At 45.4% G+C, this 17,693-nt stretch carries 16 protein-coding genes; all 16 read right to left on the bottom strand.

Features of this window, described 5'->3' with window-relative positions; translation table 11 throughout:
* Positions 1 to 39: 39 nt before the first annotated feature.
* The 16 genes from V3W40_RS00115 to V3W40_RS00190 all read right to left on the bottom strand — a co-directional run bounded on the left by V3W40_RS00115 (position 40) and on the right by V3W40_RS00190 (position 17,638).
* The gene (locus V3W40_RS00115) at positions 40 to 2,034 is read right to left on the bottom strand and encodes a polysaccharide biosynthesis protein (RefSeq protein ID WP_442962804.1); all 1,995 of its coding nucleotides are present in this window, start codon (positions 2,032 to 2,034) and stop codon (positions 40 to 42) included.
* A 102-nt stretch (positions 2,035 to 2,136) separates the two neighbouring features.
* Positions 2,137 to 3,150: an MraY family glycosyltransferase gene (locus V3W40_RS00120; protein ID WP_330214206.1), complete on the bottom strand. Its 1,014-nt coding sequence runs from the start codon at positions 3,148 to 3,150 to the stop codon at positions 2,137 to 2,139.
* Positions 3,151 to 3,286: 136 nt separating this feature from the next.
* Entirely contained in the window at positions 3,287 to 4,147 is an 861-nt protein-coding gene (locus V3W40_RS00125) for an NAD-dependent epimerase/dehydratase family protein (RefSeq protein ID WP_330214207.1), read from the bottom strand.
* 1 nt (position 4,148) lies between these two features.
* Positions 4,149 to 5,249, bottom strand: a complete 1,101-nt coding sequence (locus tag V3W40_RS00130) for a glycosyltransferase family 4 protein (RefSeq protein ID WP_330214208.1) — start codon at positions 5,247 to 5,249, stop codon at positions 4,149 to 4,151.
* A complete protein-coding gene (gene galE / locus V3W40_RS00135) occupies positions 5,246 to 6,277 on the bottom strand; it encodes a UDP-glucose 4-epimerase GalE (RefSeq protein ID WP_330214209.1) in 1,032 nt (343 codons plus the stop codon). The genes V3W40_RS00130 and galE overlap by 4 nt, the downstream gene beginning before the upstream one ends.
* Before the next feature lie 22 nt (positions 6,278 to 6,299).
* Positions 6,300 to 7,091, bottom strand: coding sequence for a glycosyltransferase (locus V3W40_RS00140; RefSeq protein ID WP_330214210.1), 792 nt, complete (start codon positions 7,089 to 7,091; stop codon positions 6,300 to 6,302).
* Positions 7,072 to 8,481, bottom strand: a complete 1,410-nt coding sequence (locus tag V3W40_RS00145; protein WP_330214211.1) for a mannose-1-phosphate guanylyltransferase/mannose-6-phosphate isomerase — start codon at positions 8,479 to 8,481, stop codon at positions 7,072 to 7,074. The genes V3W40_RS00140 and V3W40_RS00145 overlap by 20 nt, the downstream gene beginning before the upstream one ends.
* 640 nt (positions 8,482 to 9,121) lie before the next feature.
* Entirely contained in the window at positions 9,122 to 9,985 is an 864-nt protein-coding gene (locus tag V3W40_RS00150) for an alpha-1,2-fucosyltransferase (protein WP_330214212.1), read from the bottom strand.
* Positions 9,982 to 11,316, bottom strand: coding sequence for a hypothetical protein (locus V3W40_RS00155; protein ID WP_330214213.1), 1,335 nt, complete (start codon positions 11,314 to 11,316; stop codon positions 9,982 to 9,984). Before V3W40_RS00155 ends, V3W40_RS00150 begins: the two co-directional genes overlap by 4 nt.
* 2 nt (positions 11,317 to 11,318) lie before the next feature.
* The gene (locus tag V3W40_RS00160; RefSeq protein WP_330214214.1) at positions 11,319 to 12,494 is read right to left on the bottom strand and encodes a hypothetical protein; all 1,176 of its coding nucleotides are present in this window, start codon (positions 12,492 to 12,494) and stop codon (positions 11,319 to 11,321) included.
* A gap of 53 nt (positions 12,495 to 12,547) precedes the next feature.
* Positions 12,548 to 13,858 (bottom strand): O-antigen translocase, encoded by a 1,311-nt coding sequence (locus V3W40_RS00165; protein WP_330214215.1) that lies wholly within the window; start codon positions 13,856 to 13,858, stop codon positions 12,548 to 12,550.
* On the bottom strand, positions 13,825 to 14,955 hold the full coding sequence (locus V3W40_RS00170) for a DegT/DnrJ/EryC1/StrS family aminotransferase (RefSeq protein ID WP_330214216.1): 1,131 nt from the start codon (positions 14,953 to 14,955) through the stop codon (positions 13,825 to 13,827). Before V3W40_RS00170 ends, V3W40_RS00165 begins: the two co-directional genes overlap by 34 nt.
* Entirely contained in the window at positions 14,955 to 15,389 is a 435-nt protein-coding gene (locus V3W40_RS00175) for an acyltransferase (RefSeq protein ID WP_330214217.1), read from the bottom strand. The genes V3W40_RS00170 and V3W40_RS00175 overlap by 1 nt, the downstream gene beginning before the upstream one ends.
* A 19-nt stretch (positions 15,390 to 15,408) precedes the next feature.
* Positions 15,409 to 15,813, bottom strand: a complete 405-nt coding sequence (locus V3W40_RS00180) for a sugar 3,4-ketoisomerase (protein WP_330214218.1) — start codon at positions 15,811 to 15,813, stop codon at positions 15,409 to 15,411.
* A 1,112-nt stretch (positions 15,814 to 16,925) separates the two neighbouring features.
* Complete coding sequence (gene ihfB / locus V3W40_RS00185) at positions 16,926 to 17,222, bottom strand: integration host factor subunit beta (protein WP_330214219.1); 297 nt, start codon at positions 17,220 to 17,222, stop codon at positions 16,926 to 16,928.
* Between the two features lie 131 nt (positions 17,223 to 17,353).
* Positions 17,354 to 17,638, bottom strand: a complete 285-nt coding sequence (locus V3W40_RS00190) for a hypothetical protein (RefSeq protein WP_027604176.1) — start codon at positions 17,636 to 17,638, stop codon at positions 17,354 to 17,356.
* Between the last annotated feature and the right edge of the window lie 55 nt (positions 17,639 to 17,693).

A 17,693-nucleotide genomic window follows, 5' to 3' on the forward strand; every position in this document is an offset into this window, starting at 1 on the left:
CGTTTTGCACCATCCATTAGAAACCATCAATAAGGTGACTTATGGTTCAAAACGGCGCTTCTGATAAATCCAATCAACGATCTCACTATCGGGTGTGTAGCCACTTACCGTTTCACGTAATATCTGGCGAACACGCGCATAATCATCTTTATCCACTGCCGTTAGCAATTCCGTCAACTTGACCTTAAGCAGGTCCCATGATAAATAATCTTCGTTTGCACTCATGATCATTGGGTGCTGAGTAGCGACTACGTTGTCACCAATCAATAACTCTTCATACAGCTTTTCTCCGGGACGCAAGCCGGTAAATTCGATTGAAATATCCCCTTGAGGATTTTGTTCAGAGCGCACACTGAAACCTGAAAGGTGAATCATCTTTTCAGCCAGTTCGATGATTTTTACAGGCTCTCCCATGTCCAGTACAAAGACATCTCCACCTTGTCCCATAGAACCCGCTTGAATCACCAACTGAGCGGCTTCAGGAATAGTCATAAAGTAACGCGTGATTTTTGGATGTGTGACCGTTAGCGGCCCACCTGATTTGATTTGTTTGTGAAAGAGTGGAATAACTGATCCTGAAGAGCCAAGGACATTACCAAAACGAACCATTGTAAAGCGCGTTTTATTGACACGTGCCAAGTTCGTTTTTTCACCAAATAAAACAGGGGCCAACTCTCGACTAAGTGCTTGCAATGTCAATTCGGCCAAGCGCTTTGTACTACCCATAACATTAGTTGGTCGGACGGCTTTATCTGTGGATATAAGTACAAAATTTGCCACTCCAACTTGAAGAGCCGCTTGAGCGGTATTTAGTGTCCCTATTACATTATTCAACACGCCCTCTGCAATATTATGCTCAACCATAGGGACATGCTTATAGGCGGCTGCATGGTAGACAGTATCGACACGCCAAGTTTTCATCACATCTACTAACTTTTTCTCGTTCCGAACCGAGCCTAATATTGGCAATAACCTGACCGGTAGGGACTCTCTGGCAATCCGCAACTCCAGTTCGGACAGGATGCTGTAGAGGTTAAACTCACTGTGCTCATATAGTAATAATTCTGTTGGGTGTAGGGTCAAAATTTGCCGACAAAGCTCAGAGCCAATCGAACCACCGGCTCCGGTAACCAAGACGCACTGTCCCCTGATGCAATGCTCCAACAACTCACCTTGAGCAGGCACTGCATCTCGCCCAAGTAAATCAGCGATGTCAACTTCTTGGATATCGTCTACTTTGACGCGCCCACTTGCGAGATCCATGAAACCTGGGACACTGCGAACGTGCAGAGGAAAACCCTCAAGAAAGCCAAGAATTTCACGGCGACGAGTACGATTAGACGAAGGGATAGCAAGGAGAATCTGCTGCGCCCCTGTCGCATGAATCATGCGTTGAATATTTTTTGGCTTATATACTTGGAGGCCAGAAATTACGCGATCAGCGATACTGGAGTCATCATCAATAAAAGCCACAGGACGCATGACACGCCCCATACGCAATGCGGCAACCAATTGATTTCCCGCGGCGCCAGCTCCGTAGATAGCTACCTTAGGAAGGCCATCATCACGACTGGTGAACGGTACATACTGTGCAGCTGCGAACCAATCTCCAAGGAAGTACTGTCTCATCGCTAGGCGCAACCCACCTACCATAATCAAACTGAGCCACCAGTAGTTGAAAACGATAGATCGGGGAACTATATTTTGGTGATTGCTGTACCAGAAAACTACAATCACCAAAATTAAAGAGGATAAACTGACTGCTTTGATGATCGCAATAAGTGCATCATTACCAAAATAACGCATTACTGCACGGTACAGACCGAAATGTACAAAAAGAGGAATTGCGATTACAGGCGCTGTCAAAAACAACCAAAAATGGTTGGTAAATGGATTTACGAGCTCATCCAGTCCCAGACGCACCAGAAAGGCCATCCATAAGGCGAGCCAAACCAAAAAAACATCAGCAGCAACCTGAAGTATACGCTTTTGTTTACGAGGAAGCCCCAGCAAAAACGCTCTTATCTTATCCATAATTTCCCAGACCTTTCGAAGTCCCTGATACTCACTCAATACATTATGAACGCCATGTAAATCCGTATGCAAATGGCTTTCGGTAAATATATCCCCTCACGACTACTCGTTATCGCTTCCTGCGCGAAACTTGTATGCCAACAACACTAAAGGAGTGTAGGCAATGCCTATACCCAGGGGACCATTTAGGTTAAAAACAGCGATACAAACAGCTATCGGAAATAGCCATAACACATTGATTGCGGCGACGGCACCCGTCACGGTTAAATGAGCACCAGCTTTACGTGCCGCATGTTGATAAGCATGACTTCGATGAGCCTCGTATACCTTGCACCGTCGCAGCAATCGAGCAAACAAGGTAAAGGTCGCATCAACAACAAAGACGCCCAATAGAACAAGCCATACCCATAAAAAACATTGTAACTTCCAAGTAGCATAAAGCGAAAAAACCCCCAAGATCACTCCTAGAAAACCACTCCCTGCATCGCCCATAAAAATACGCGCAGGCGGGAAGTTCCAGATTAAAAAGCCAGTAACGGCCATTGCTAATAACATCGGGGGCCCAATAAGCTCTACAAATCCGGTAATCCAATAAATAAAACTGATTCCCACACACACGCAGACAGCTTCTGTACTTGCAAGCCCATCAATACCGTCCATGAAATTATATAAATTTAACAACCAAACGAGATAGAACGCAGCTAAGATTATGCCGAACCAGCTTAGATCAATTACCCCCCCCCAGTATTCGAGGGGGGGAACACCGCCCAGCCAGAACAGGGCCCAACCGGAACAAAGGAAATGACCAAGCAATCGCCATCTAGCCGCAATATGCCCATGGTCGTCAAGAAAGCCAAGGGCGGCGATGCCTGTGCCTGTTCCAAGAACCGACCAAACCAACGACCACCCAGCCCCCCCTAAAACACCAAGTACCGGCAGCGTCAGCAAGAAGCTCACGACAATCGCAACCCCACCGCCTCTTGGGGTAGGAACTGAATGCGAGCTCCGTGCGTTAGGCACATCAATCAAGCTTCGACTAATAGCATATCGACGGATTCCTTCCGTCAATAAGGTGGATAAAAATATACTCAAAGGAAATAAAAGCCACACACTCATGAAAAAGACTGTCCTAGGTTCTACGAAAAAGTGACGAGTATCATGACCTCAACGCCAAGAACTCGCGACCGCTTTTTAGAAGAGCGTGTTCGGGGGTAAGTGGTGGCGACCAGTCGAGCAGGGATTTTGCCTTGCTTCAATCAATAATCAGAGAATCGCATAGCTGCGTGTACAACGCACCCCGCCCCAGTAAATTAGCCCCCCACCGAATCAAGGCAGGAGGACAAGGAAGCAAGCGAGCCTTCAAGCCCATTCCTTTAGCTAGGACGGAAATTAACTCAGGGGTGGATAGCTCGATACCGTCAGAAATCAGAAATAGCTGATTCGCCGCGGCAGGATGTGTAGTACATAGGAGCAAAAAATGCACCAGGTTTTCTAAGGAAATCATACTTCTCAAGTTTTCCACTGAAGCGAAGGGTAGTGGCAAACCCAACGAAATCAACTTGAGTAACCGCCGAAAATTCCCAGGCGCCTGTGCCCCATAGACGAGTGGGGGACGAATAATCACCCACTCCATTGCTGATTTTTCCGCTATCTCCTGTAGCGCCTGTTCAGCTTCAAACTTGGAAATGGCGTAATCTGCATGAGGTGCAGCAACTGAGGCCTCGTCAAAAGGCCTTTTAATGGTATGTGCACCATTGACCCCAATCGAACTGATAAATATAAAACGCTTTACCCCTGCTTCAATTGCTTGTCTCGCGAGTGCAGTCGTTCCCTCCAGGTTCACCGTTCTAAACTTTGCGAGCGCATCTGTGGGTGACTCCTTCATGACGTGGGCGCGACCAGCCAGATGAACAATTACATCCACCCCCTGCAGCGCGACCATCCAGTCCGTGCCTGCAAATATCTCCCCGACGACGAGAAACTCCACAGGAACTCCGCTCGCGCGCTCGACGTCGCGCAGCGCTGCCAACGCATCAATACCCGGGGAGTCTTTAAACGCCTGGATCAGGCGGCTTCCTACGAATCCGGTAGCGCCCGTTACTAAAACACGCATGTCACACCTTGATCGCGTCTAAATAAACGTTAATAGTTCGCTCAAGCATCAAATCAAACGTGAATTCATTTAAGAATTTCGACCGTCCTTTATCACCCATTTTCAATCGCAGAGCCGGTGAATCAATTAACTTGTTCAAAGCGGCTACCAAACCATTTTTATCATGTTTAGCTACCAAAATGCCCGTATCCATGTGTTCTACTGCCTCAGGAACTCCACCCACACTTGATGCAATCACCGGCAAACCCGACCTCATCGCTTCCAAAACGGTTAACGGCAGCCCTTCCCAATTGGAAATCAAGCAAAAGATATCCGAGCTCGATAAACGTCGAGCAACGTCAGAACAAGCACCCGGGAAAGTAATCTGTTGTTCTAAGTCAAGGTCACGCACAAGTTGCTTAACAGTTGGCAAGTAAGGTCCATCCCCAACGAACTCCATAGACCAATCATTGCGCGCCAACATCGCCAAAGCGTGAACTAAGAAAGCGTGATCTTTAGGCGCATCAAATCGAGCAACCATTATTATCCGAGTAACACGGGTTGATCTTTCAAAGCCTACATCAATGCCGACAGAAGGCATTCCATTGTGGACAGTGACAATTAACTCGGAATCTCCAACATTGGACCTCAGCGCCAGATCTCGGTCATACCGGGAGACCGTAATAATTTTAGTCGCATAATAAGCGAACCCACGCTCAATCCAACGATATAAAAGACGACGAGAACTGGAAACACCCTCAGTGAACGCCCAACCATGCGCAGTGAAAACACATGGAATAGATAATCTTTTTGCCGCTAAGCGTCCTAATATTCCCGCTTTTGAAGAGTGGGCGTGAACCAGATCGGGCTTCCAAGAAGAGATAATACTTTTTAACGCTAAGTAACCGCGAAAATCACTGGTCGCACTTAACGCACGAACTAAGTGAATAGTGGAAATACATTGAAGTCCTTGCTCCCTGGCGCGATCAACAAAAACACCATTCCCCCCCACAACTATGATTACTTCATGCCCTGCTTTTTGGACCCCACTCGCAAGATCAAGTAGATGAACGCTCGCGCCGCCGATAACATCCGAACGCGTGATGATGTATAAAATTCTCAACCCTCCTCCTCCACGTCATAGCCATGAGGGTTCAGAGTTTGCCAACGCCAAGAATCAGTAACCATTGAGTTCAAATCCAATGATGCATTCCAACCCAGCTCCAAGCTCGCTTTTTGGGGGGCCGACCAGCATTCGGCCAAATCACCCGGTCTACGGGGCAGAAACTCATAAGCTATATCAACTTGGCTCACTGTAGAAAAAGCCTTAATAACCTCCAACACCGAATAGCCCCGACCCGTGCCTAAATTCCAAAGAAAATAGCCGTTATGTGCGTTGAGATAATTCAACGCCATCAGGTGCCCCTGAGCCAAATCCACGACATGGATATAGTCTCTGACCCCCGTGCCGTCCGCAGTAGGATAATCGTTCCCAAATACGCACACGAAAGGACGCAAACCGACAGCAACCTGACTAACGTAAGGAAATAAATTATTGGGGACGCCCTTAGGATGTTCCCCTATCAACCCACTTGCATGTGCGCCAACAGGATTGAAGTAACGTAATACTGCGATGGACCATCGAGGATCTGACTTAGCCAAATCAGAGAGCATCTGCTCAACCATCAGCTTGGAATGACCATAAGGGTTTATGGGCGATGTATTTAGCGAGTCCTCTCGAAGCGGCATATCCCGAGAGTCACCATAGACCGTTGCGGAAGAACTGAATACCAATTTGAAAACATTCATATTGCACATGATCTGGCAGAGAACAAGCGAGCCAGCCACGTTATTTTTATAATATTTTATAGGATCCTGAACACTTTCACCAACCGCTTTCACACCTGCAAAGTGAATCACGACATCAATAGTGTAAGTGCTAAATATATTAGTAAGTACCTCGGCATCACATACATCTCCCTGAACGAAAATCGGGCTGACACCAGTAATACACCTAATGCGGTTTAAAACTTCACTGGAGCTGTTACTGAGATTATCGAGAACCACCGCTTGGTAGCCCGCCTGAAGGCATTCTACAAGTGTGTGAGAACCTATGTAGCCAGCGCCCCCAGTGATTAATATTGTTTTCAAAGTAAAATCCCCCAACAAAAAACTACCTTTTTGACTTAAAAAACACTTTCGGTATCGACAAAATAACGCCGACAATATTAGAAAAGCTCGGTTTCATCAAAAACTCCCTAAGAAAATAGGAAGCAACTTCTGCATACGCCTGGCGGCTTCCCTTGGACTGGGAGTCAGAAATTCGGTAATCAATCATTGGAAATGGGGTAAATAAACATTTTACGTCTGGACGCTTGGCTAGCCTAATCCAAAGATCATAATCCTCGCTCTGAAAACCACCCAGGTACCCCCTGGAAGATAATATCAAATCTCGCCTAATGACCATTGCTGGATGTATAAAAGGATTTGAATACTTTATCTGAGAGCGCCAATTTTTTCCGCCCAACAACCGTGTACCTATGACAGAACCGGTGCTATCAATAATCCGACAGGAGCCTGCCAGGATATCGACATCAGGGTTGTTTTGGATAATTGAGTACGACTCTAGCAACCTATCGACGTGACAAATATCATCACTATCGAATCTGACAATATATTTTCCACGTGCTTGATTAACTCCAAGATTCAGGTTAAACGACAATTGACCTATTTCTGTTCTAAATAACGAAATCCTCGGATCCTTTAGCGCAGCAACTGACTCATATAACACATCGGCACAGCGATTCAATACGATGACAAACTCAAACGAGCGATAAGTTTGCATGAGAACACTTTCAATTGCATCATGAAGGTACCCTTCATCGCGATTACAACACATTACAATACTGAAAAATGGCGGTTCATTAACCGTTGAATCGTCCATATCAGCACCGACCGTAATCATCTGAAAACCGGACTATATCGTCCTCCCCTAAATAGGAACCTGATTGCACTTCGATGAGTTCCAGCGGTATAACACCTGGGTTTTCCAGCGCATGAATGCCGCCAATCGGAATATACGTGGACTGATTTTCAGTGACCAAGTAGGTTTTCTCGCCATTGGTCACCTTAGCAGTTCCGCTCACGACGATCCAATGCTCAGCACGATGGTGATGCATTTGCACCGACAGTTTGTGACCTGGCTTAACTGTTATTCTCTTCACCTGATAGCGTAAGCCGCTGTCTATCGCATCATAGACACCCCATGGTCGGTAGACCTCGCGATGAAAGATATGCTCTTTGCGCCCCTCACTTTTTAATTTTTCGACTATATCTTTTACTTTTTGAACATGATCTTTATGAGCCACCAATACTGCGTCTTTTGTTTCAACAACAATTAAGTCACTCACCCCCACAGTACAAACCAACCGACTTTCCGAATCGACGTAACTGTTTGAAGTTCCTACTGAGATCACATCCCCTTTCAAAAGGTTACCCTCTTCAGTGTGGGGGCCAGCCTCCCATAAAGCCGTCCACGACCCAATGTCACTCCAGCCGGCATCAAGCGGAACCATCACAGACTGAGACGTTTTCTCCATCACGGCATAGTCAATCGAATTATCAGGACACTTCGAAAAGGCTTCTCTATCAACTCGAGTAAAGTGCATATCCTGCCGACCCTTTTCCAAGGCCTCGCGACACCATAAAATTATCTCTGGCTGGAACGTTTGCAACTCCTCCAAATAACGGCTAGCCTTAAACATAAACATTCCGCTATTCCAGCAGTAGCCGCCATCAGCAAGGTATATTTGCGCAGTTTCGACATCGGGCTTTTCGACAAAACGAGTAACTTCAAAACCGCCATTCCCAACAGAAGCCCCCTGCTGGAGATAGCCGTATCCAGTTTCGGGAGAAGTCGGTTTGATGCCAAACGTCACCAGTTTTCCTGCTTCCGCAAACATAGTCGCAGTTTGTACGCCTCGCTGGAACGCGTCAACGTCCTGAATCAGGTGATCAGCTGCCAAAACCAACATAAGCGGGTCAGCCCCCTGAGCGGTTGCCTGAAGCGCAGCTAGAGCAATGGCCGGTGCTGTATTGCGGCCTACTGGTTCAAGCAAGATATTTATGTAGTCAAGACCCACTTGACGGAGTTGTTCCGCAGCCAGGAAACGATGCTCCTCATTGCAAATTAATTGCGGGGAAGCATGGACCAAGCCAGACAGGCGATTGATGGTCGCCTGCAGCATAGAGAACTGGGCATCTACAAGAGGAAGAAACTGTTTTGGGTGAAGCTGACGAGACAAAGGCCACAGCCGAGTGCCCGAACCACCCGCCATGATTACTGGAACAAACATTGATATCGTCCTTTAATTTGCCTTCGACAAGTTCTTTACCGCTACTTTCGAAGCGAGCAGCGATTTGAGAGCTGAAAACACATAGGAATATGGCACTATCACTCATCCTCTGGGGTGTCCAAAGTTGGCACACCGACCGCGAAAGTGCACCATTATCCGAGTATGCTGACGGTTTTCAAGCTAGAGTTGAATCCTTACGTCTAGCTGGCAGTGAATACCGATCTGTATAGTGCTGCTGTGCCCCCCCCCGCCAGACCTCGTTCCCATGAATAAAATATAGTATTTTTTGGAAATTCACAGTCGCATTTACGCATGGCACCCGCAATAACAGCATTTAGCCAGCCCCCACTGTCGAAAAGCGTCCACCAAAGAAAGCATGAAGACCGCCCGTCGCCTCGTACAGATTGCTTAAAGGGCATTACGGCCGCGACTGACACGCTCTAGACGTGGATTTAGGGTGACTCGCTCTCTACGATTCTCACCATAATCGATCAACTTCAAAAAGCCATGAAGGTAAAATAGGTCCGCTCTAAAACGGATCCCCCTGAAGAGCATCAAAAAATTGTTCGAAAAGGCTCATATATGTCCAGAGCGGCCGTGATACTGTTAAGGTGCTAAAAACCTATGCATATTCATGGAATCAATCAGCCAATACGTAACTCCAACCAATCAGCTGATTACTACTTTCATGCAAAAAGGAAACATTAACTCGTGGCATATAAACGACAGGATGACTATTTAGGCTTAAAAATGCAGCCCACCACGCAAAAGTGCTGCTACCGATTATATAGTCCTTACAGCAAATCAAACTTAAGAAATCCGCTATTGCTGGTTTTACTTCAGCCCCCAGCAGTCCGCAAATCTTAAAATGCTGACCTTCAAATACCTTTTCGCACCAAGCTTTATCATCAGTAAATATTACAAACTCACGACCTTTAAAACTCTGGATTGCTTTAAGATAGTATTTTTCATCCATGACTTTGTGTCGAGGGTCTTTCGACAACAAAAAGTCTCCCCTACGCACATGAACCCCAACACTATTGGAATACAGCTTTCGCCCCTTGGCAATTAGTTGTGCGTTTTTATCAAGGATGAGCGGGCGCAGTTTGTTTCTTAAAAATAGCGCGCTTTGAACGTACTGAAAGTAGCCAAAATGAAACCTACAATTAACTCCATCAAGCGCATCAGCAAACTCCGTTTCCGCATCATAATCGTTGAGTAGATAGTCGCCAAGCCTACGAATATTTAACTTCCTGGTAATTAAACGAGCCGCTTTCGCTACAACTCCCTGTTCGAAAAATACTCCCCCCTCAACAAACCGGCTATGATCAAAATCAATGAGATCAGAGAGTTGAATGCCTCCATGAGCACCTTTACTGAGCAACGCCTTACTATCACAGAGTACAGTCTCTCCCAGCACGGACTCCGCGTATTTGGCCCACGCTAACTGAAATAGCTGATTACCTAACCCACCTTGAAGCATTACGCTTTTATTTATACTCACCTAGGCACTCCACAATATTTTTTGACCTGCATGGTCATCACAGCTAGAACCAAAACCACTACTCCAACCTGGATAAACTTCATCAAAACCCCATACATACTTGAGCGTGAGAAGTAAACGAGAGTAGGCACAACAGACAAAATCATAAAAATTATAAATGCTTGATTCCTACCTGAAAACCGACCTTCTTTATATAGGAAAACAACACTATCGAGAACACGTACAAAGAACCCAAAAACCAAACACCAAAATATATAGAAAATCCAACCTTGGTAAAAGGCCTCGGCAAAGAAGCTGGTCGAAAAGCCGCCACTCACGAAATTTATATGGCGAACCTGATCAACACATATGCCAAACTCTTCAGCCGTGGAGTTCAAACACTCATCCAATTCGTTGGAAAAATTCACAGCGCCATATAACACCTCAAACGAAGCACCCTGACCATGCAATGTCTGGGATATCTTTTCCAGCACGCCGCTTGAAACTTGAAAGCCCAGTCGATACTCAAGCAATACATTGGCAAAAAAAAGTGACCCAACCCCCAATAAAACAAGAAAAACATAGCTTATTCGCTTTTCCACCCCATACACAAAAACAAACAAAAATAGATAGATAAAAAAGTAGCCCCGGAGACCAATCATCAAAAAGCCGACAGAGAAAAACAGCCAGATAAGCGAAATTACCATTAATCTATTAGAGTATTTACCGAAAAGCGCCCAAAGTAATAGTAAGCTTTTTGCTATAAAAAAAGTGAATATATGCGCATGAAACTCGGGATCTTCTAAAGCCTCAAAATAATCTCCCCCTATATACTCTCGAGCAACGAAAAACGATTTGATCAGAAAAAATGATCCACTAAAAAGCGCCAGAAAAATAATAACGCCATTCGCAAATCGAGATAACGTGAACGTGGAAAGCGTAACCAACCGACCAGCTAACGCAAAACTGAGTCTGCCACTAAGGAGATACCCAAAAACAATAAATATAAAACCTAAAGCAAGAGTCACTACAGACTGGCGAACAGAGTTTTCGCTCAGCACTATTCCGGCCTCGACGACTGCCTTATCAAAAAAAATCGTGAGGAATGGTCGCGCCCACATAAAAAAGAACACAGAGATAGAAACAAGTGACGGGATATTCAATGGGCTCTTGTAGCGCCCTTGAAAGCAAAAAAAACCTAGAAGGAGCGTCATACCGACTAGAAAGCATTTATATAAAAGATTCTCAGCCCCCCCCACGTCGACACTTACAACGACAAAAATAGCCAATACAAAGTTGAGCACCAAAAGAAGAAAGAAAAGCAGCCCACTTCGCTTGACATAAATCATCATTCTTACCTCAATACACTCTTGACGAGCTCTTTAATTTTTTTCACTACGTACAACTCGAAAGACCTAGCATATACTCTTAGGGAAGGTGAGCTCTTGCCTGCCAAATGCTCTAATTTTTTAAATACAAGATCAGCGTCAAAAGCCTGCGTGTACTCATATTCCCGGATTGAAATATCACTACCGGACTTTAAAAACTGCTTAAGCAAATACTCCATGGAGCTTGCTTTCTGCACCGGTTTTATTCCGGCATAGCTAAGCTCTCCCAAAGAATATCCTATAGACTCGGAGACCCATCTGTATTTTGAAACTTGGCTGTTAGTTCTACTGGCCCTGGGAGGTACAACTATAGTAGGCACTTTATTTTTTGCGGATTCCAAGGAAGAAGTTCCCATCGCGAACATCAAATCGATGTGCTTACGAATAAAATGACTGAGTTCTTCTTTCTTTATAAATGGAACAAGAACGTACTCTATACTCGTATCAGATGATATAAGTACACGCAGATCATTCATGGCGTCTCCATCACCAACGATATGAAACACAATTTTTTTATAAAGACTCAATAGACCTGACCGTAGGGACCGGATATCAAGGATAACCTGCTCTAGCGCATAGAACTTGAAGTCCATGTCTATACGGCCAACCCACCCTAGGTGCAATGTGTCTGACGGCATCGCGTAATTAAAGGACTCCGCGGGTTGCTTATCAATGACAATGGGACAAATCAGTTCAGAGACTAAACCATCGAAGTTCAGATTACCGATATCGGCGAACGCCCCAACCTCATCAGTAAATACAACAGAACGGGTATAGAGGAATGTCGCCAACGAACGCTGGGAAAGCTTCTTCAAAAGCTCAATCAACTCTCTTCTAATACCCTTTTTTGCCTCGACACGTTGCGAATACTCTTCATCACTAATGGAGACATAAGCACCTCGAAATGCCGCATACCCCATGCACCATATGCAAATATGCTCAAGCTTAATACCACGTATCTTAAAAAGCCAAAGCCTGTTTATCTCAGAAGTGGGAAGAAACACAACATCGTATGCTTTCAATTTAGGCATTTCTGAAGACATAGCGACTTCAACTTCACACTGGTTCAGTGCCAGCCAGTTATATAGCCGCGCAAGCAGGAAATCCGTTCCTCCGAACCGCCCTTGAGTTAAAATCAACACGTTCCTTTTCAACACCAATTATCACTCCGTTAAGCCAAATTCCTATTTATAAACTACTGACTTTGTATTGAGGATTCAGATTGTTGATGCAGCAGTTTCCGCGATATAAAAAAGGCCATGGTCAACCAATAAAAAAAGTAGTTTACCGCATGCGCTATTGCCACTCCAGGAAGCCCGTAGAGCTTGGTAAACATCCAAGTAAACAGCACAAAACTTAGCGCAAAAATCACTTCCGAGCAGATAAATAGCCTCACCATGGCCTTGCCCAGCATCAAATAAGCTAATACCCACCCGCCTATCTTCAGCGTATCTCCGAACATTTGCCAGGCGAATAAATCACGCATAGGCGCAAAGTCCGTTGTAAATAACGCAGAAATGATAAAATCTCTAAACAAGAAAATAATTAACGCACTGAGAGCCGCAATCGGCAAAATGACACGGTACCCCTGCGCGATTTCACTTTTAATGTCAGAGGCATCCTGCAATTCAGATAATCTAGGGAGGTAATATACACTCAAGGTAGTCGTTACGAGCATCAGATAGGCTGCACTCAGGCGCCACATTGCCTCCCAATAACCAGCTGCTTGCCAACCAAAGGTTACACCGAGATAATCACGCACAACCATATGACTGACTGGAACACAAGCGGCTGACGTTAACGCCATCGCCATATACTTCGCCAAATTAAAAGCAGTCTTTTTATCGACAGCTGAAAAAAAATAAGAGAACTTAAACCAAGGTGTCCTATAACACAGAAGTAATGTAACAAAAAAAGCAAATGACTGATAAACAGCGAGGGAAATTAAAGCACCATACAGACCAAACTCAACCGCCATCACGAAAGTAATTACAAGTGAAAAAATACTTCCCCCTATATTAGCAAGTACGTACCTCGCTATTTCTTTTTTCCCATTAAGCACAGCTAAAAAAAGCGTATTAAATGAAAAAAAGACCAACGAAATAGAAAAACATTTAAAAACACCGCTATATTGCCGATCATTTAAAAACCATGCTGCTAATGATTCACTAGTAATTGCAATAATCGATGCAGCCAGAAATGAACCACAGAGAGCCATTGTTCCAGCGGTGCCCCACAGCTTGTGCTGAGCTGAGCGATCCTCTCGATACTCAGCTGTATATTTGGTGACGCCCGTATTAATTGCTCCACTCGCAAAAGCAGTAATCATCTGCACCGCATTCTGAAACTGCCCAAGTGCTGCGTAACCGGATGGCCCAACATATATTGCAAGCACCTTATTAATGCCCAACAGCGTTAGCATTTTTATAGCAACAGCGATGCCATTTAAGAAACCTGTCTTTATTAAAGTCATCAGGCCGCGCCGATGTAGCTGAAACTGTTGCATGCCGAAACTACTTTCAGTGCCTCGTCCTGACTCATCGTCGGTCCTAAAGGTAAACTCAGCACCTCCTTATGGATGATCTCCGTAAGAGGCAAGGATATATCCGACCACTCGGCATACGCTTTTTGCTTATGGACAGGAATTGGATAATGAATAAGCGTTTGAATGCCATGCGCTTCAAGGTGCTTTTTAAGTTCTTCGCGATAGGGTGTCCGAATAACAAACAAATGCCAGACATGTCCTTCAAGCGCCATAATGTCGTTGCCCTCAGTGTACGGTAGAGTTATCTCAGGATTTTTGATGCCCTGCAGATAAATTTTCACGATCTCCCGACGCTGTCTTACTTGAGTCTCTAGATACTTTAACTTCACAAGCAGGAGTGCTGCCTGTAACTCGTCCAATCTACTATTCACACCGCGATATAGATTCTGATACTTTTCGTGCGACCCGTAGTTTCGAAGCGCACGCAGCACTTGAGCAAGTTCATCATCGTCAGTCGTGATAGCTCCCCCATCCCCGAGTGCGCCCAAGTTTTTGCCCGGATAGAAGCTGAAACCGGACGCATCACCCCAGGCACCTGCCTTTTTACCTTTATGACTTGCGCCATGTGCCTGCGCCGAGTCCTCGAGAATCAAAAGTTTATGCTTTTTTGCAAGCGAAATTAAAGCTGGCATGTCCGCAAGCAAACCATATAAATGTACAGGTAACAGAACTTTTGTTTTTGCGGTAATCGCTCGCTCTACATGATCGGCACTCAAGTTGTAGGTTGCGGAATTCGGCTCGACCAACACGGGGACAAGATCATTTTCAGTAATCGCTAGAACACTCGCGATATAGGTATTGGCAGGAACAATAACCTCATCACCTTTTTTCAACTTTCCCATTTCTTTCCAGGCACGTAAAGTCAAACTTAACGCATCTAACCCGTTGGCGACACCAATACAATGTTTAGTTCCACAATACTCAGAAAATGCCTGTTCAAAATTTTGTAACTCAGAGCCTGCAATATACCAGCCCGAATCAATAACGCGAGTACACGCGGCTAACAATTCGTCTCGTACGTCGTGATTGATTGCCTTTAAATCGAGAAATTTAATCATCAGCCTATATACCGAATTATTTTAGCCGGATTACCTACTACTACGGCAAAATCGGGAACATCCTTTGTCACAACCGCACCCGCCCCGACCATCGCCATGCGGCCAATACTAATACCTGGTAATAGCGTAGCATTGGCTCCGATGCTTGCGCCGAATTTTATCGTGATACCTTTGAATTTTTCCGGACGAACTCTTGATCTTGGCATCAAGTCATTGGTAAATGTCGCGTTTGGCCCTATAAATACATTATCTTCTATAAGGGTGCCTTCCCATAAATACACACCCGATTTCAAGGTGACGTTATCACCTACAATGACGCCACCCTCAACCAAAGTGTGTGCGCACAAATTACAGTTTTTACCGATCTTCGCACCGTCAAGGACTACACAGTACTGCCAAATACGAGTATTTTCACCTATATCACTACTGGACACGTTCGCGAGTTCATGTATCTTAGGCATTATTTACTAACTCTAGAAACTTTGAGTAATCCCGGATATAGTCCTGCTCATCATAAAAATCGCTGGCTAAAACCAACAGAACACAGTCCGGACTGAAGTCATGCATTTCGTGCCATATCATACTATCAATAAGTATAGCCTTACTGGAGCTATTAAGTATAACCTGCTCCCGATTTACTCCGTCGTTCATCAACATAAGGCATTGACCCGATACACAGATGGCCGCTTGCTTAAGCGTTCTATGAGCGTGAAAACCGCGAGACACGCCTGGCTGCGTACCCATCAAAAAGTAAACACGCTTGATGTCAAATGGGACATTCTTTTGCGCTTCTAATACTACCAACTGTCCGCGATTATCGCCCAACACTTGCAGGTCGACTAAATCTACCAAACTCATTTTTATCCCTCTCAAGAGCCAATTTCTGCGTCAAGCTGTCAGCAGAACGCCAGCCCGGCTAGAAATATCTCCTATTAGACCACAAGAGGGCGAGCAAGCCAAAGCTAAGGCCTCGCGCTCACTATGTCAGCTCAACCCTTTTCCTACAGCTAACCCGTGACGGCGCCGCATTCAGAGAATGCATCACCACGTGCAATGAATTGCGCTTCAGTGGAGGCCTTTGCTGGATGGGCCTTACCAGCAAACCCAGCCTCACTTTCGCCCTCCCTCCATCAAAAGACCTCAGGCGTGATCAGATCTGCTGATCATCAACAATGAAAAGCGCCACTGACACTTACATAACTGAAGGATCAACACTTTGGACTGCTGGAACACAATAGAGACACACTTAACCTTAAAACCATCAATGCAATATTAGGCAACCTGAAAAATGCCCTAATATCAAAGGAGAAAAACTTAAAATCCTGATATTCACTACCGAAAACGAAAACTATTCCAAGCGTATTTTTCTAAGAGTAAAAGTTGCCACAGCGAAATGGGGGGGGGGGGGGAGTTAAAATTGAAAGTTTAAAAAATAAGAAAACCATTTAAGGCATGCAAAAACCTTATCACAACAATTCACCCTTAAAAGTCGATGAATTCTTCCTACACACCCAGAAACAGAAGATATATTATTATAAACAACCCTCCTCCCCACCCCAAAAACACCGAAATGCAATCGACTTTAACATCCACCTACAATGCCCAGCCGAAGCACGCACCCCGGGTTTATATAAAGGAACCATCAAATCTTAAGTAACACTCAGTACAAAACAAGCCTTCATACACTAAAGGCATGCACAGCCACTAAAGACCCAAAAAACTCATCCGGAGTGATGATTTTTCCTCGCTGACACACTGAAAATCGGGCCAATAAGCATGCCGACAATTAAAGAGGCTGCCACAAATACTGAAGCTGGCATCTCGGGCCACGACCACCCCAAGAATGAAAATACGATGCGCTGCCGATTCTCCAGCACAAACACCACAAGCACTAAGACGATGAAAAGCACAAGCAATGAAACTATAACTCGCCTAAATCCACGCATTACCTTCTCCTGCCCCAAGAATACTCAGACGAGATCCTCCTCATCCTCATTCACCCGATCCCGCAATTCCTTCCCCGGCTTGAAATGAGGCACAAATTTCCCATCCAGACTCACCGACTGCCCAGTCTTAGGGTTCCGCCCTACCCTTGGCGCGCGGTAGTGCAGCGAAAAACTCCCAAACCCACGAATCTCAATCCGATCCCCGGTAGCCAGGCACTGCGACATCTGTTCAAGCATGGTCTTGATAGCCAGCTCCACATCCTTGGATGAAAGCAGCCCTTGATGGGTGACAATTCGTTCGATCAACTCCGACTTCGTCATATTTTTCCCTTCTTTTTCAAGCAGCTAGGAAAAGCGCTTCGAAGGTTTTAGCATGACTTGATGAATTTGAACAGCCCATCTACTAACTTATCTGCCGTTTGAATAACACCCGCCATGAGCGACCCACACTCTCAATTGCAGATCACGAGCATGGTACGAGTGACCGCTCCTGCAGGGTTCCAACCGAACAAGTAATCACCCTCTTCGTCCTTGGCGTCGCTGGACCTGGTGATGACCTTATAACCCTGCATCCTGCATTCGCGGGCGGCGCGTTTCTCGCACTTATCCCAGTTGTTGCCCAACCCCGAGCAATCGACCTCAATGCCGCTGACACCGCGCCTCGCGTGAGTTTTGGCGCTGGTAACGGAACAGCCTGCAAGCATTACCACTGCGAACACCACGATAAGCCTGTTCATCGAAATCCTTAAAAACACGGGAGCGCCTTTATCAATACTCTATTCAGCTCTGACA

It is taken from the genome of Pseudomonas sp. AM8, from assembly GCF_036346475.1.
Taxonomy (GTDB): domain Bacteria; phylum Pseudomonadota; class Gammaproteobacteria; order Pseudomonadales; family Pseudomonadaceae; genus Aquipseudomonas; species Aquipseudomonas marginalis.

What these genes read in the sequence shown, in the direction of transcription:
- V3W40_RS00115 (WP_442962804.1), bottom strand. Translation starts at nt 2,034, where the DNA reads ATGGATAAGATAAGAGCGTTTTTGCTGGGGCTTCCTCGTAAACAAAAG.
- V3W40_RS00120 (WP_330214206.1), bottom strand. Translation starts at nt 3,150, where the DNA reads ATGAGTGTGTGGCTTTTATTTCCTTTGAGTATATTTTTATCCACCTTA.
- V3W40_RS00125 (WP_330214207.1), bottom strand. Translation starts at nt 4,147, where the DNA reads ATGCGTGTTTTAGTAACGGGCGCTACCGGATTCGTAGGAAGCCGCCTG.
- V3W40_RS00140 (WP_330214210.1), bottom strand. Translation starts at nt 7,091, where the DNA reads ATGATTACGGTCGGTGCTGATATGGACGATTCAACGGTTAATGAACCG.
- V3W40_RS00145 (WP_330214211.1), bottom strand. Translation starts at nt 8,481, where the DNA reads ATGTTTGTTCCAGTAATCATGGCGGGTGGTTCGGGCACTCGGCTGTGG.
- V3W40_RS00155 (WP_330214213.1), bottom strand. Translation starts at nt 11,316, where the DNA reads ATGATGATTTATGTCAAGCGAAGTGGGCTGCTTTTCTTTCTTCTTTTG.
- V3W40_RS00165 (WP_330214215.1), bottom strand. Translation starts at nt 13,858, where the DNA reads ATGCAACAGTTTCAGCTACATCGGCGCGGCCTGATGACTTTAATAAAG.
- V3W40_RS00170 (WP_330214216.1), bottom strand. Translation starts at nt 14,955, where the DNA reads ATGATTAAATTTCTCGATTTAAAGGCAATCAATCACGACGTACGAGAC.
- V3W40_RS00180 (WP_330214218.1), bottom strand. Translation starts at nt 15,813, where the DNA reads ATGAGTTTGGTAGATTTAGTCGACCTGCAAGTGTTGGGCGATAATCGC.
- ihfB (WP_330214219.1), bottom strand. Translation starts at nt 17,222, where the DNA reads ATGACGAAGTCGGAGTTGATCGAACGAATTGTCACCCATCAAGGGCTG.
- V3W40_RS00190 (WP_027604176.1), bottom strand. Translation starts at nt 17,638, where the DNA reads ATGAACAGGCTTATCGTGGTGTTCGCAGTGGTAATGCTTGCAGGCTGT.